15 protein-coding genes are annotated in these 15,085 nt (G+C 59.3%); 11 read left to right on the top strand and 4 right to left on the bottom strand.

The window, feature by feature from the left end; all coding sequences use genetic code 11:
- Positions 1 to 60 precede the first annotated feature (60 nt).
- From ACI0FJ_RS17700 to ACI0FJ_RS17665, 8 genes are all read left to right on the top strand, one after another.
- Positions 61 to 1,041, top strand: coding sequence for a helix-turn-helix transcriptional regulator (locus ACI0FJ_RS17700; RefSeq protein WP_424305581.1), 981 nt, complete (start codon positions 61 to 63; stop codon positions 1,039 to 1,041).
- Positions 1,042 to 1,474: 433 nt separating this feature from the next.
- Positions 1,475 to 2,185 carry a GTP-binding protein gene (locus tag ACI0FJ_RS17695; RefSeq protein ID WP_424305579.1) on the top strand — a complete coding sequence of 237 codons (711 nt, stop codon included), beginning with the start codon at positions 1,475 to 1,477 and terminating at the stop codon, positions 2,183 to 2,185.
- Positions 2,182 to 2,940, top strand: coding sequence for an ATP-binding cassette domain-containing protein (locus ACI0FJ_RS17690; RefSeq protein WP_424305577.1), 759 nt, complete (start codon positions 2,182 to 2,184; stop codon positions 2,938 to 2,940). The genes ACI0FJ_RS17695 and ACI0FJ_RS17690 overlap by 4 nt, the downstream gene beginning before the upstream one ends.
- On the top strand, positions 2,937 to 3,830 hold the full coding sequence (locus tag ACI0FJ_RS17685) for an ABC transporter substrate-binding protein (protein ID WP_424305575.1): 894 nt from the start codon (positions 2,937 to 2,939) through the stop codon (positions 3,828 to 3,830). Before ACI0FJ_RS17690 ends, ACI0FJ_RS17685 begins: the two co-directional genes overlap by 4 nt.
- Positions 3,831 to 3,844: 14 nt before the next feature.
- Complete coding sequence (locus tag ACI0FJ_RS17680) at positions 3,845 to 5,884, top strand: TonB-dependent receptor (protein WP_424305573.1); 2,040 nt, start codon at positions 3,845 to 3,847, stop codon at positions 5,882 to 5,884.
- Positions 5,885 to 5,915: 31 nt separating this feature from the next.
- Positions 5,916 to 6,974: a hypothetical protein gene (locus ACI0FJ_RS17675; RefSeq protein ID WP_424305572.1), complete on the top strand. Its 1,059-nt coding sequence runs from the start codon at positions 5,916 to 5,918 to the stop codon at positions 6,972 to 6,974.
- Positions 6,971 to 7,726 (top strand): ABC transporter permease, encoded by a 756-nt coding sequence (locus tag ACI0FJ_RS17670; RefSeq protein ID WP_424305570.1) that lies wholly within the window; start codon positions 6,971 to 6,973, stop codon positions 7,724 to 7,726. The genes ACI0FJ_RS17675 and ACI0FJ_RS17670 overlap by 4 nt, the downstream gene beginning before the upstream one ends.
- Positions 7,723 to 8,394 carry an ATP-binding cassette domain-containing protein gene (locus ACI0FJ_RS17665; protein WP_424305568.1) on the top strand — a complete coding sequence of 224 codons (672 nt, stop codon included), beginning with the start codon at positions 7,723 to 7,725 and terminating at the stop codon, positions 8,392 to 8,394. The genes ACI0FJ_RS17670 and ACI0FJ_RS17665 overlap by 4 nt, the downstream gene beginning before the upstream one ends.
- Positions 8,395 to 8,615: 221 nt before the next feature.
- Here ACI0FJ_RS17665 and ACI0FJ_RS17660 read toward each other — a convergent pair whose 3' ends face one another.
- Together ACI0FJ_RS17660 and ACI0FJ_RS17655 are read right to left on the bottom strand one after the other, a co-directional pair.
- Entirely contained in the window at positions 8,616 to 9,257 is a 642-nt protein-coding gene (locus ACI0FJ_RS17660; RefSeq protein ID WP_424305566.1) for a flavodoxin family protein, read from the bottom strand.
- A 257-nt stretch (positions 9,258 to 9,514) separates the two neighbouring features.
- Positions 9,515 to 9,961 carry a universal stress protein gene (locus ACI0FJ_RS17655; protein WP_424305564.1) on the bottom strand — a complete coding sequence of 149 codons (447 nt, stop codon included), beginning with the start codon at positions 9,959 to 9,961 and terminating at the stop codon, positions 9,515 to 9,517.
- A gap of 347 nt (positions 9,962 to 10,308) precedes the next feature.
- Between ACI0FJ_RS17655 and ACI0FJ_RS17650 the strand changes: the two genes are divergently transcribed.
- Positions 10,309 to 10,788, top strand: coding sequence for a flagellar assembly protein FliX (locus tag ACI0FJ_RS17650; protein WP_424305562.1), 480 nt, complete (start codon positions 10,309 to 10,311; stop codon positions 10,786 to 10,788).
- Here ACI0FJ_RS17650 and thpR read toward each other — a convergent pair.
- On the bottom strand, positions 10,766 to 11,401 hold the full coding sequence (thpR, locus tag ACI0FJ_RS17645; RefSeq protein WP_424305560.1) for an RNA 2',3'-cyclic phosphodiesterase: 636 nt from the start codon (positions 11,399 to 11,401) through the stop codon (positions 10,766 to 10,768). The genes ACI0FJ_RS17650 and thpR overlap by 23 nt on opposite strands.
- A 217-nt stretch (positions 11,402 to 11,618) precedes the next feature.
- Here thpR and ACI0FJ_RS17640 point away from each other — a divergent pair, with 217 nt between their 5' ends.
- Positions 11,619 to 12,386, top strand: coding sequence for a sensor histidine kinase (locus ACI0FJ_RS17640; protein ID WP_424305558.1), 768 nt, complete (start codon positions 11,619 to 11,621; stop codon positions 12,384 to 12,386).
- 116 nt (positions 12,387 to 12,502) lie between these two features.
- Positions 12,503 to 13,969 (top strand): 30S ribosomal protein S1, encoded by a 1,467-nt coding sequence (locus ACI0FJ_RS17635; protein ID WP_424305556.1) that lies wholly within the window; start codon positions 12,503 to 12,505, stop codon positions 13,967 to 13,969.
- Positions 13,970 to 14,063: 94 nt separating this feature from the next.
- Here ACI0FJ_RS17635 and ACI0FJ_RS17630 read toward each other — a convergent pair whose 3' ends face one another.
- The gene (locus tag ACI0FJ_RS17630; protein WP_424305554.1) at positions 14,064 to 14,948 is read right to left on the bottom strand and encodes a universal stress protein; all 885 of its coding nucleotides are present in this window, start codon (positions 14,946 to 14,948) and stop codon (positions 14,064 to 14,066) included.
- Between the last annotated feature and the right edge of the window lie 137 nt (positions 14,949 to 15,085).

Below are 15,085 nucleotides of genomic sequence, written 5' to 3'. Positions count from 1 at the left end.
CATCGATGTTGCCCTGCGGACAAAAAACTCGCACTGGCAAGACTTCCTGAGGGTAAAACCATGCGGATGACAGTACATACAGACTGCGACAGCGGCGCCTTTTCCCATGGTCCGCTGCTGGACGACGGATTTCTGGTGGCCGGACCGCAATGCCCGGCCACGGCCCTTCAATTGCGCCCCGACCTGGCCGTCTGCTTTTGGGAGCAGTCCGGAAACACACCCGAAGAAATCAGGATGGAGTTCGACACCGAGGTGCTTCGATTCAGTTTTGTGCTTCAGGGCGAAAGCGTGTCCACTGCCGATGGGCAGGAGGACTTCGACCGGAGCCGGGGCAGTGTGGAGATACGGCACTTGCGGGAAGAAGCCACCATGTTTCGCCTGCGGCCCGGCTCAGTGCACCGCTGGGTGGATATCGTGCTGCAGCCCGCTTTTTTGCGCATTGCCCTGGGCAATGAAACCGACCGTCTGCCAGAGAGGTTGCGCAATGTCCTGACAGAACCGCCGCAAACCATGCCCTGCCTGGGCAGGTCCATGACCCCGGACCAGTTTGTGGCCGCCACCCAGCTTGCCAACTGCCCTTTCAACGACGCGGCCCGCATCATGTACCTTAAAAGCAAAACCCTGGAGCTGCTTTCCCACATGCTGGCCCTGCGCCCGGCAGATTCCCAAGGAACACGCTTCAGCTCCTACGAGATAGGCTGCCTGAACAAGGCCCGGAGTGTGCTGGTGCGTGACCTGGAATCCCCGCCCAGCCTGCGCGACCTGGCAAGACTTGTAGGAGTGAGCGAAACCAAACTCAAACGCGGCTTCAAGGCCCTGTTTGGTCAGACCGTGTACGGCTATTACCGTGCCTACCGCATGGACCACGCCCGCCGCCTGCTCATGGAAAGCGACGCCTCGGTAAGCCAGGTGGCAACAGCCATAGGCTACACCAATATCAGCCACTTCAGCGCGGCCTTTAAAACCCACCACGGCATCAAGCCCAGTGCTCTGCTCCGTGCAGCCCACACCGGACGCCCGCACTCCTACCATACGACCTGAGCGGGAGCTTCATTCGAAGCGGGGAAACACGGCCCTTCCATGTTTCCTAACAATCCTTCCGGCATCCTGCTCCCAAAGCAGGCGTCCATTGAGCTGGTGTTATACCACTTCCAACCGTGTGGAATCCCGGTGCCAACTGGAATTTTCCCCCTGGAATTTCACCATGGAATTTCACCGTGGAATCTCTCCCGTACGATTTTTTTACAGCGCCCCCTTCCCAAGGAGCTTTTCCGGCCCGCTCCTCACGCACTTACTGCACATCTCGCACCGCCCTGCCCCTCCAGGAGCAAAATGGAACCGCCGAGGGGTAGTTGAAGCCACAGGTCCGGGCTATTTCCCTTGTGCCGGAGCGGACCGGAGCAAAAGCCTTTGCACGTAAACGCATCCGCTCTGTTCGATAATGCCTTTCATTTTCATACATGAGGGATTCGCCATGAAAATACTCACTGTGGCTGGCGCACCCAGCGCGGGCAAGACCTCGGTGATCCTGCATCTGGCCCGGGCGCTGCAACGCGACGGCCTGCGCCCGGCTGCTGTCAAATTCGACACACTGGGCACCACGGACGACCGTACCTATCGGGAACGTCTGGGGATTCCGGCCATCAAGGGACTGTCCGACTACCTCTGCCCGGACCACTACTTTGTTTCCAATCTGGAAGAAGCCTGCACCTGGGGTGCGGACAACCGGGCCGACGTATTGTTCATAGAAACCGCAGGGCTGTGCTACCGCTGCGCCCCGCACGTCACCGGGCTGCCCGCGCTCACTGTTATCGACAATCTCGGCGGCATGGACGCGCCCCGCAAAATGGGCCCCGCCCTTGCCCTGGCCGACGTGGTGGTGGTCACCAAAAGCGACCTTGTCTCCCAGGCGGAAAAGGAAGTCTTTGCCCACACCATTTCACGGGTCAATCCCAAGGCCCGCGTAGTGCACGTCAACGGGCTGACCGGAACCGGCGTGCTCCTTTTGCAGCGGTTGTACGGGCAGTGGCCGCAGGCCCACAACATGGCTGACATGTCTGGTCACCGCTTGCGCTACTCCATGCCCGCGTCCATCTGCTCCTATTGCACGGGCGAAACCCGCATTGGCAAAGCCTTTCAATCGGGCAACGTGGAAAAACTCCTGCTCGCGGAGGTGGGCTCATGATGGTCGAACATATCCGCATTATGGCTGGAAACGACAAGACCGGACAGCCCGAGGCGGTCCCCGGCCTGGACCTGAAACCGGGGCAGTCATTGGCCCTGGTCGGCCCCACAGGATCGGGCAAAAGCGAACTGCTCTCCGACATCGAGCAGCTTGCCAACGCGGACACCCGCTCCCGTCGCCGGGTGCTCATCAACGGCAAAGTACAGGAAGAACCGGTCAACGGGCTGGTGGCAACGCTCTCCCAAAAAACCAATTTCGTCATGGACGCCTCGGTGCGGGAGTTCATCCTCATGCACGCCGAAAGCCGGGGACGCGACGGAAACGCCCTGTGCGATCCCCTCTTGCACACGGCCAATACCCTGTGCGGCGAACCCATCCGCGGCGACATGCCGTTGCAGGTGCTCAGCGGCGGCCAGTCCCGCGCCCTGATGATCGCCGATATCGCCCTGCTGTCCGACGCGCCCGTGGTGCTCATCGACGAAATAGAAAACGCGGGCATCGACAAATTCAAGGCCATGCAGACCCTGGCCGGACGCCAGAAGATCGTCATTTCGGCCACGCACGACCCGGTGCTGATGCTTATGAACGACGCCCGTCTGGTCATGCGCAACGGGGGCATGCACCTGCGCATCCCGTCCAGCCCCGACGAACAGGAATGCGCCGACCTTTTGCGCCGCATGGACCAATCCCTGCTGAACGCCCGCGACATTCTGCGCGCGGGCCGCACCCTTGAACATACGGAGCAATTGCAATGAGCCGCCGCGACGTTTACCTGGCCGTGGCCCCCAACATCCTGCGCAAAACCGCCCAGGACCTGGGCCGCCTGTTTCCCTCGCTGGAACTCATCCCGCCCCAGACACACGCGGAGATGCAGGAGTTCGCAACACGGTTCGGCCAGGATGAAATCCCCGCCCTGTCCGTGGCTGCCTACCCGCAGTTCGTGCACAACATCCTGCGCCTGCAGGAGCAGGGCCTTTTCGCCCGCATGCCGGAAAGCCTCCCGCCCATGCGCCGCGAGCTGACCGCCATCGGGCTGGGCGAGCCATCGCCCTATCTGCGTGTGGTCACTGCCGTGCCTTTCGTCATTGCCTCGCGCGCCGACCTTGCGCCGCCCATCACGGACTGGACAGACCTCTGCCGCGAGGACATCTGCCACCACGTGGCCGTGCCACCACACGATACGCCCCTCCCCGACTTGTTCGACACGGTCATGGGCGCGACCTGCGGTAAGGCCGCCCAAACCGTCATGGAAAACAAAAATACCAGCTACACCCCGTTGGACATCAACAAACATGTGGACGCGGGCACATTCAAGGCCGGGGTTACCATTCCCGCTTTCAGCAAAACGTTCCGAAACAACGGCGGGAAGATGGTCTGGCCAAAGTCCGGGGCATGGGTCGTGCCGATAGTAGCATGTATTCATAAAAATGCGGCACCAGAGGTATACAATTTTCTGGACTACATGCTTTCCATGGAGTACCAGTGTTACGTTTCAGAAAATGGTTACACTGTCCCGGTCATCCAAGGGGTGCCCTGGTTCGCAGAGATGCAGGCGGCCGATGGAAAACTGTTCTGGCCCGGATGGGATGTCTTGTCCCAATTGGGCCAATTAGAAAGTTCCGTCCCTTGTGCCTCCCCTGCATAACAGGAGACAATTTCATGTGGAAATCCAACTACACACTCGTGCTCGCTTTCGCACTGCTTCTGGCCCTTGCCGCCCCGGCGCCGTCTCTGGCCCAGGCCACCCAAAACAACATGAAAGATACGAACAAAACCCCGGTCACTTTGGACAAGGTCGTTGTGTCGGCCCGCGGTTCGGCCACTTCGCTCTCCATGACGCCCGGCGGCGTGGGCGTGGTGGATGAGCAGGAAATCCTGCTGGAACCCCACAACAGCGTGGCCGACGCCCTGGCACGCCTGCCCGGCATATCCCGCACCGGCGACTCCCCCTGGGGCCAGGATATAAATATTCGCGGCCTTACAGGCGCATCCGTGGTGGTACTCATCGACGGCATGCGCGTGAACACGCCAACCGACATCAACGCCCGCCTCGGCTTCATCAATCCCATGGACATAGAACGGGTGGAAGTGCTCAAAGGGCCCATCAGCGCCCTGTACGGCTCCGGTTCCATCGGCGGCGTCATCAACATCATCACCAAACACGGCCACTTTTCCGACGATTGGGAAGCCACGGGTGAAGGCATTGGCGAATGGGTCAGCAATCCCGAAGGCCCCAACGGATACGTGCGCGGCGGCGTCAACGGCAAGAACATCTGGATGCAGCTTTCCGGTGCCCTGCGCGAACACGACGACTACTACGCGGGTGATTCCGAACGTGTGGACAACAGCAGCTACAACGACCAGTACTTTCGTTTTGCCGCCGGCTTCCGCCCCAGCGACGAGTTCCGCACCGAAATACAGATAATGAACATGGAAGCCACCAACGTGGGCATTCCCGGCGGTTCCTCCACCATGCCCCAGACTGCCCCGGTGGATTATCCCCGCAGCAGCAACCTGATGCTGAGCATGAACAGCATCTACACGCCAAATTCCGATGTGGTGAAGGAAGTCCTGCTCAACCTCTATTTCATGCAGAACGACCGGCGCGTGGAAATAAGCAATCCCGCTCCCATAATGAAGTCCATCAACCCCAGCGCCAACCACGAAACATTGGGCGGCAAGCTGCAGGCGCAGTTCGAGTTCGGCGCGCACTCCCTTCTTGCCGGGGTGGACGCCTGGAACTGGAATATGAACTCCAAGCGCACAAAATATCTGCTCAATGGCCGGGCCATTGACGACCAGCCCACGCCCAACACCACCCAGACCTCCATGGGCGTGTTTGCCGAGGACGATTGGAGCCTGACCGAGGAACTTACCCTGAACCTGGGCGGACGGCTGGACCGCATAGAAATAGACAACAAGGAATACGGCATTTACGAGGCCGGAACCCACGAGGACCTCGGCTGGAACGCCCATGCCGGGCTCACCTGGCAGGCGGCCCCGGCCTGGTCCCATACCCTGCTGGCCGCTTCCAGCTACCGCGCGGCCGACATCATGGAGCGGTTCAAGGACCTGCAGCTGGGCGGGGGCGTAACCGCCCTGGGCAACCCGGACCTGGACCCAGAACAAAGCTACTACCTTGAGTACGGCCTGCACTACACCACGGAAACCGTACGGGCCACGGCCTCGGCCTATGCCAACTTCATCACCGACTACATCTCCTCATCCCTGGTAAGCCCCACGCTGCTGCAAATGGAAAACATCGGCGAAGCCCACATCTACGGGGCGGAACTGGAAGCGGACTGGAGCATAACCCCGCACTGGAACCTGTACGGCAATCTGGCCCTGTGCGTGGGACGCGACGAGGAGAAAGACGAGCCGCTGCGCAACATTGCCCCGGTCAACGGCCTGATGGGCCTCAAATACGCCATGGGCAACGGTTTCTGGGCCCGCCTGGAAACCCCGTGGGCCGCACAGCAGGACGAAGTGCCCGACGGCATTGCCAAGACAGACGGCTGGATGACCATGAACATGGCCGCCGGGTATGATTTCGACTGGGAAAAGCTGCACCATCAGATCGCCCTGGTGGCCAACAACATCCTGGACGAACGCTATCACAACTATCTGGCCAATTCGCGCGGCGTGGAACTGATGGAGCCGGGCTTCAACCTAGCCCTGACCTACCGCATAAGTTTTTAGCGTCCCTTCTTACCATGCATTCGGAGATTGCATGAAACGCATTGCCCCTTTGCTCATCATCCTGGCTCTCGCCATTTGGGGTGGACTGGCCGTTCTGCACACGGAACGGGCGGTCCGCCCCCATTCGGCCAGCCAGACCAGTTCAGAAAGTCTGGCCAGTTCAGAAAATCAGGCCAATTCAGAAAGTCAGGCAAAAGCCACTCCGGCGGAAAGGCCCATACTTTCCGTCTACACCACGGGCCAGGCCACCACGCCGCAGATGCCGCTGTGGAGCGCCCTGGCAACCCAGGACCTCGGCTTTGCCCCGGAAATCCACTACTGGAAAAACCTGGCCGATCTGCGCGGCCTGCTGCTGGCTGGCAAGGGAGACATATGGGTGGGCCATGTGGACGGTTTTGCCCAGGCCGCCCGGCTGGGTGCTCCGGTCCGCCTTCTGGTGGTGACGGGCTGGCGGAAATTCTTTTTTCTGAGCAGCCGTCCGGACGTGCACACTTTTGCCGACCTGAAAAAAATCCCGGCCAATGAGCCCATAGCCTCCACGCCGCCGGGATCGCCCGGAGTGGCTGTAATGCGCGCTCTGGAAGCCCACGGCGGCCCCAGGCTGGCCTACCAGCCGCTGGAACCCAAACAGCTCTCCCTGGAAGCCCTGCGCGGCAGCCTGGACCTGGTTCTCGCGCCCGAGCCCATGGTCACCCTGCTTCTGGAAAAAAACCCCGCCCTGCGCGTGGTGGGCGGAGTGGAGGAAGAATACGGCAAAATGACTGGAGGAGAGCCGGTCCTCCCCCTGGCGGGCATTGCCGTGAACACCCGCACCCTGAAGCGCTATCCCGGCCTGGAAAAACGGTTGAGTACCGCGCTGCTGGCCGAGGAAAAACCACTGCTGGCCCACCCGGAACAGGGGCTGGCCCAACTGCCCGAGGAATTCGCCACGTTCATAGCCCCGGAGCTGGTGCGCAAGTCCCTGTCCCGCGACATCATCCGAGTACGCTCGGCCAAGGCGGCACGGCCACTGATCGAAACCTATCTGGGCATGATCTATCCCAAGGAAACCACAGCCCTGCCCGAAGGATTTTTCGGAGGCGTCCGGTGAAATACCTGCCTCTTGCGGTTTCCTTCGGTCTGGTCATGGCCGTATGGGGAGCCTGTTCCCTGGCCTTCGGCACCACCCTCATGCCCAGCCCGCCCCAGGTGGGCAGGGAACTGATGACCCTGATGGGTGATCCCGCCTGCTGGACCACGGTAAGCATCACCATTTTCCGCGGACTGGTCGGGCTGGCCGCCTCCCTGGTCTGCGCCCTGGTGCTGGGCGTGGCCGCCGGAAGCAGCCCCCTGACCATGCGCCTGCTGGCTCCGCTGGTGGCGGCATTGCAATCCTGCCCGCCCGTGCTGTGGATAAGCCTGCTCATGGTCTGGGCCGGAACCGGCACCATCGTGCCCGTGGCCGTGGTCTTTGCCACGGTCTTTCCCCCGCTGTTCGCCAACATTGCCCAGGGACGGATGACCCTGGACAAGCGGCTCTTCGACATGGCCCGGCTGTACCGGGTGCCGCGGCCGCGCATTCTGGCGCGCATTGTCCTGCCCGGTCTTGTGCCCTATGTGCTGGCCGGGCTGTCGTACGGCGCGGCGGCCAGCTGGAAGGTCACGGCCGTGGCCGAATTTCTGGGCTCCGGCTCCGGGGTGGGCGCGCGCATCTTCTGGGCCTACCGCATGCTGGAAATCCCCCGGCTCTTTGCCTGGGCCAGCATCGTGGTGCTGTTCGGCGTTTTTCTGGAACTGGCCGTCATTGCCCCGTTGCGCGAGGCTGCCAAAACCTACACCAACCGCATACGGGAGGGCGCATGATCCGGCTCGAACATGTCCGCCACGCCGTGGGCAAAACCCTGCTGCTCAACAATGTCAGCCTGCATGTCGGCAAGGGCGAGGCCCTGTGCCTGTGCGGCCCCTCGGGCATAGGCAAGACCACACTGCTGGAAATAGCCGCCGGGCTGCTGGCACCGGACTCGGGCCGGGTGCGCCTGGATTCCACCCGTGTGGGCTGCGCCTTTCAGGACGACGCCCTGGTGCCCTGGCTGAGCGCCCTGGAAAATCTGCTGCTTGTTCTGGAGGAAAAAGGAAACGAAGCACGCCGAATAGCCCGGCATTGGCTGGGTGAATTCGGGCTGTCCGCGGACCAGCGACCGCCCGCCATGAGCGGGGGCATGCGCCGCAGGCTGAGCCTGGCACGGGCCTTTGCCGTGCGCCCGCGCATTCTGCTGCTGGACGAGCCCTTTGCCTTTCTGGACGACCGCTGGCAGGAGACGGTCAGCCGCCTGGCCGAAGAATGCCGGACCAGTGGGGGAGCCCTCTTGCTCGTCAGCCACCAGGAACGGCGGCTGGCGGACGTGAACTGCCGGGTGGTGCGGGTGGATCAGCGCCCCATCCGCCTGGATTTTGAAGAAAAAACACAAGCGGCCATGCGAAAAGAAAGGGAACTGGAAAAGGCATCGTACGCCATTGCCACGACTATGTAGTGGAAATAAGAAAAGTATGGAGGCTGCCTTCACGCCGCAAGACGCGCATCTGCAAGACGCTCATTTGGGAACTACTCATCTGCAAGATACTCTTGCAGGGGTATTCAAAATGAGAAGGATTGTCCGGCCGCCCAAACGTTTGCCCGGACACTTAGAGCGGTCACTTCAAGCGATCACTTTGAGCGGGCATGGCGGTCGCTGCCAGAGCCCATGCTTCTCGTCTACTCGCCGTGCAGAGCGTGCGCCAAGCGGACGCCGCTCTGTACCGCCTTTTCCAGCACTTCGGGATGCGACGTGACTCCGCCACGATCAAAAATTCCCAGCACCGGAATTTCAGCGACAACAACATATCCCAATGCCTCCAGCGGCCTGCGCATGGCATCCAGGGTAAACCCCATATCCTCTTTGCACTCCTGCTCGGCAACAGCGGCGATAACGGCTTTTCGCCCCTGTCCGGCAAGGTTGCTGGCCCATTGCCGCGGCCTGGTGTCCTGAAATTCATAAAAACAATAGAGCCGGTCGATAAAGGCCTTCATCCAGGCCGTTACATTGTAGTTGTGCACCGGGGAAACCAGCACAAGGCCCCGGCTGCTTTGTATTTCCGGGTAAAGCAGAGTCATGCCGTCGAGAAAGCGCGTGCAGATTTTATCCTTGCGGCACTTTTCGCAGCCCACGCACGGTTCGTAGCGGTAGTCGCGCAAATGCACGCTGTGCGTCGTGATACCCCGGCTCTCGGCGCCCTTGAGCACCGCCCGCAGCAGATGGTGGGAATTGCCGCCTTTGCGCGGACTGCCCTCAATGCCCAAAATTTTCGGTATGGGATTCATTTGCACAAGATACATGGTTCCGAAAAACGAAGTCAAATCCACGCCCAAACAGAATGCAAAAGTTGCATCTTCCCCACGGTCGGCAGGTTCAAAAAGAATGCAGCAGAAATTGGAATGGGAAAGAAGCGCACACCGACGTTCACGCCGTTCTTGCAACAAGCCAGCCCGGAACAACCGGCAAAAGCACAAAAAAATCCCCCTGCCCGCATCGCCTTGGAGGCTGCAGACAGGGGGAAATACTATTCAAAAGTTCCAAAGGCCGTCTTCGAAGACAGGCGCAATGAAAATGCGTCTTATTCGACGGTTGGCCGCACCGTAAAGACCGGGCACTTGGCGCTCTTTACAACCTTTTCAGCCACCGAACCGAACAGCATGCGGTCGATGCCCTTGCGGCCGTGCGTGCCCATCACCAGCAGGTCCACCTTGTCCTTTTCAATGGCCTTGAGGATTTCCTCGGCCGCGTATCCGGTAACCACTTCGCCCTTGGCTGTCGTGTCGGCAAAGTGTTCCTCCAGGAACTTCTCCATGCTGGAGTCCGCACCGGAAACGATTTCCTTCACAAAGCTCTCAATGGAGCTGGGCGGGACATGAAAGCCCACATACTGGGACAACGACGGCGCTACATACAGACACACGATTTCCGCCCCCAAACTGCTGGCAAGAGTAGACGCGTACTCTGCCACCTTGGGACTGACTTCCGAAAAATCCACTGCGACCAAAATCTTCTTGATGGTGACCATATGTTCTTCTCCTTTGTTTCCACCCGTAGCCCTACGCCCGGGGAAAATGGCTGGTCAACTCGTACCGCCAGCTCGGCGAACTTTGCCGCAAACCTAAAGAAATACGGCGATCAACCGAAACCACTTCCAAGAACACCTATATAATAGGTATGGGGCCCGGCATAGACAAGGTATTTCTTCTGCCTTATCCTTATGTTACACCCCATGAGGTAGCCAAAAGACGCCCGGCGGAAATTGTTTCCCCCCAGCTTTTATAAAAAAGCATGGAATTTCGGGGCGCTACAAAAAATACAGATTTGGCAGGCTTTTTGCTTTGTCCAGAACAAAACAGAAGCCGGGAGAAAGCCATGAAAATACGTCCGGATCAGTTACAACCCACAATAGAGGAACAGCAACGGCGCAAGGCCGGAATGACTCCTCAGGGTGCTTCTTTTGAAGATGTACTGGCCCAGGAATCGGGTTCCGCACAGCAGACGGCAAAGATTGCAGCGCCGCCTCCTTTGATGGGGATAAACCCCCTGCTTCAGGTACAGGCCCCCAAGGTGGCAACCTCCAATGCGGAGCAAGAGGTCATGGACCAAATGGATACCCTGTTGAACGAATGGGAAAAGTATGCCGGTCAGCTGGAAGGATCGACAGGACAAACTGACCTGCGTCAGGCCTACAATTCGCTCCAGCGCATCGGCGATCAGGTGCAGGACCTCAAATCCGGTCTTCAGTCCATGCCCGACGCGAAAAAGGAACCCGGTCTGCAGGCCATGGTCGACGAGTTGGAAATAATGACCGTTACCGAGACCATCAAGTTCAACCGGGGCGATTACCTGTAAGAGACGCGCCTTGCGCGGTGCAGGAAAACAATGCCGTATATCTGGGGCCCCCCGGTCCCAGTTCGCTCCGCCACAAGGTGAACCGGTCCACAGGCACTTCCGGCCACTTCAGCATTTCAAGGTCCCTGGCTATTTCAGCCCAGGGGCCTTTTTTTGCGCCGTGGCTGTGCGCACCGCGCCCCATGCGCCCGATGGTGAGGTGCGGCCTAAACGGCTTGGCCGGTGTACCCTCCCCGGCTCCGCCAGACCACCCAGCCTGAACCAGGGCCGCATTGATACATTCCGCCAGCCGGGTGCACTCCCCGACCCCACGCCGCACCCCCACCCAGCAGACCGACGGCCGGGCCGGGCTGGGGAAAAAACCTCCGCCCCCCGGCTGCAGCAGAAAGGTTTCAAACCGCACCCCGGCCAAAGCCTCCTGCAAAAAATCCAGCCGGTCGCAGGGGGTGTCCCCAAGAAACCGCAATGTAATGTGCCAGTTTTCCGGCCGGACCCAGCGGAAGGAATCGGGCAGGCGGTCCGCAAGCCGGGAACGCAACTCCCGCAGACGCTCCAGACATTCTTCCCCCATGGAAATGCCGATGAACAGCCGGTACACACTCTGTGTCCCCATATTTTCCTCCCCTTTCCTGACGCGCGGTCCAGGCAACTGTGGATTTGTCTGCATTATACCAAGGAAAAGTCCCCGCGCCGGTTGACGGAGGGGCACTCTTCGCAATACTTAAAAGCAATACAGTGAAACGCTTTCGACCGTCCGGCTCCGCTGGGGATTCCCAGGGGGGAGGCAATGGTATGCTCTCCGGGCCGGCCCACCCCAACAGGAAACACAAATGCCCCTGCCCATCGCCGACAAACTGCTTCTTCGGCAGCATGAATTTCTTTCCCATCTGGGCAAGGATTGCGCATCGTTTTCCCAGCCGCAGGCCAACTTCTGCCTTTCGTCCAAAGAAGCGCATCACAGAATAAAAAACAACCTCCAGATAATCGCAGGCCTCATCAGCCTGCAGGCCCAGCAGGCCGACCATCCCAAAGTGAAAACGGCGCTGCAGCTGGCCCAGGCCCGGCTTACGACGTTCACCCGGCTGCACGACACGCTCAGCCGCAGCGACCACGGCGCCTGCCTCGACCTGGGCGCCTATTTCCAAGAACTGACAACAGCCCTGCGGGCCGTCATGGGAATAAAGTCGGCCACCCCGGCCGCTGACGATGAAAATTCCGGGGGCCCTCTTCTCGAACTGTATCTGGAAGCGCCAGAAATAATAATTCCATCCTCCATGGCCGTGGACATGGGCATGGCGCTCAACGAGCTGGTTACAAATGCCTGCAAACATGCCTTTCCGGACCGCGATGGGGAAATCCGCATTGTCTGCCGAAAAAACGGCCCGTATCTGGATTTGTATGTAACCGACAACGGACAGGGGATGGACATGGACGTTTCGGCAGATTCCCAAGAGCGGGCAGAGCGCTCCGAATCGCTGGGAATGGCCATAGTCCGCCAGATTGCAGCCAAATACCAGTCGCAATTCACTCTCTCCCCACAGACCAGCGGAACACGGGCTCATATTCGTTTTCCGCTTCCTTCGCAGGACATAAATTAATGACATTTTAAAATTTTTTCCCGAGATACCCCTTGTGGTGCTTGTCTCCAAGCCGGTTCTCGGCTATGCAGGCGGCTTATAGATTGGTTATGCATTTGTTTAAAGGAGCGACTTTCATGCCGGAAAACCAAGACACCAACGGCACCCCCGCGGAAAATGAAACCTTTGCCGAGCTTTTCGAGTCATACGAAGCTGGCATGAGTGACAACATCAAGGTCGGCGACAAAATCTCGGGCCGGGTCATTTCCGTGGACGGGAGCAACGTCTACGTGGAAACCGGCAGCAAAGTGGATGGCGTTGCCGAGCTGGAAGAATTCCTCGACGAGGAAGGCAAACCCGAAATAGCGGAAGGCGACACAGTGGAACTGTACGTCACCGCCACATCGGCCAGCGAAATCAAACTTTCCAAAGCCCTTTCCGGGCAAGGCGGCGTCGAGATTCTTCGCGAGGCCTACGAAACCAAGGTTCCGGTGGAAGGCAAAGTAAGCGGCACCTGCAAGGGCGGCTTTAATGTGGAGATGGCAAAGCGGCGGGTCTTCTGCCCCATCAGCCAGATCGACAACCACTTTGTGGAAGACGCCGAAGCGTTTGTGGGGGAAACCCTGCCGTTCCTCATCATCAAATTTGAGGAAAACGGACGCAACATCGTTGTTTCGCGGCGCGAACTGCTCATGCTCGAGCAGGAAGAAGCCGCGGCCTCGTTTGTGGACTCCGTATCCGAAGGCGCCATTGCCGAAGGCAAGGTCGTACGGCTGGCTCCGTTCGGCGCGTTCGTGGAACTGGTACCCGGCGTGGAAGGCATGGTTCATGTTTCCGAACTCGGCTGGGGCCGGGTGGACGATCCGGGCGACATACTCAAGCCCGGCGAGACCGTGCGCGCCAAGATCCTGGAAATAAAGCAGGACGCCAAGGGCAAGCTGCGCATCAGCCTTTCCATGAAGCAGGCCATGACCGATCCCTGGGACGACCTGCCCGAATTCATCAAGCCCGGTGAACACGTCAAGGGCACGGTTACCCGCATTGCCCCGTTCGGCGCATTCATCGAACTTGCCCCCGGCCTGGAAGGCCTGGTCCACCTGTCCGAGATGAGCTACACCAAGCGCGTTATGAAAGCCGAAGAAATTGTTTCTCCCGGCGACGAGCTTATGGTTGCGGTCAAGGATGTGGACACGGAAAAACGCCGTATTTCCCTCAGCATCAAGGCTGCCGAAGGCGATCCTTGGAGCGATGTTGCCGAACTCTTCGCCGTCGGACAGATGGTGGACGGCACGGTGGAAAAACGCGAGCAATTCGGCATCTTCATCACCCTGGCTCCCGGCATTACCGGGCTGCTGCCCAAGTCGCGCTATGCGCGCGCCAAAAACGCGGGCGACTTTGAGAAGATGGTTCCCGGCGATCCCATCAAGGTGAAGGTCACCGAGATTCGCCCGAACGAACGCAAGGTCACCCTCGGCCTGGAAGGGCAGGAAGAAGGCGAAAGCCAGAACAAGGATTGGAAACGCTACAACAAGCCTTCCGACTCCAAGCCCATGGGCCTTCTCGGGGAAAAACTTCAGCAGGCCATGAAAGCCAAAAAGAAATAACCCGGTACCGCCAAAACACAGTTAAAAGAATTCCGAGGCCCGGTTCGCATGAATCGGGCCTCTTTTTGTTGGAAAAGGGCTGGGCGCACTCGCCCTACTTCCCGATCCAAAGCGCGGTGTTCTCCACCATCCGCAACAGCCGGATGCACAAGGAGCTGGGAAAGATGTTTTCCATGCGTGCCGGAGCATCGTCCCGTTTTCCCAGAGCAATGGCCGCGTATTGTCCCTGGGTTTGCTCGGCCACCACGGCCTTGGCAATATTGCCCGAACGCACGGCCTTGAATTCGATAAGCTCCTCGGGAAGACCGTTCTCCTTCAGTATCTTATCGGCACGGTTGAATATCTCATCCACCTTGTCCCCAAACGGCTGCTTTTTCTCGGCCACATGAAAAATCGTCACCTTGTGCCGGTCCTGTTCGCCGAGCATGAACCCCACATGGTCGGCCATGCGCGTGCCAGCATCGGAGCCATCAATGCACAGCAGCACGTTGCGGTTGGGCTCCAGCGGTTGCCTGCGGCATATCCACAGGGGAAAGTCGATGGCCTCCCACAAAATGGAGTGGGCCACGCTGTTCTCGAACAGCCCCTCGAACCAGGAATAGCCCCGGCGTCCCAGAACCACGGCGTCGTAAAGTCCGGAGCGGGCTTCGTCGATAATTTCCAGAACCGTGCCCTTGCGCGAGGTGATGATTTTGCTTTCCACCATATCCGGCACACACCCTGCGTAATCCACAAGCCATTGTTTGGCCTGATGGAGCGCCTGCCCGCCTCTGGAGTTTTTGATACCGGTAATCTCATCGGCCACCTTGGGGGGTGGATGCATTTCCTGCGTGCCCAGATTCCAATGCTGCGCACGCGGCGCAATATAGAGCAGGGTCAGGCGGGTGGAATGGAAATCGCCAATCATCCCTTTGACGAACCGCAACGAATACGAGGCTGAAATCTCATCCGAAATAGCCAGCAAGAGATGCTTTTCCATTTTCATTCCAGAACCCCTTCCCTGTTTTCCCCGGCATGAACAACCGCTGTCGCTCTTTTCCCGTCCGCACAACAAAACAGACCGGAGTACGCTCCATCCGAAAAAACAAATCCTGTACGAGTATCTCTGATTACAAA

Source organism: Desulfovibrio sp. 7SRBS1 (genome assembly GCF_049723905.1).
GTDB lineage: Bacteria > Desulfobacterota > Desulfovibrionia > Desulfovibrionales > Desulfovibrionaceae.
Note: the sequence above shows the minus strand (reverse complement) of the source record. Positions and strands in the feature narration are given on the sequence as shown.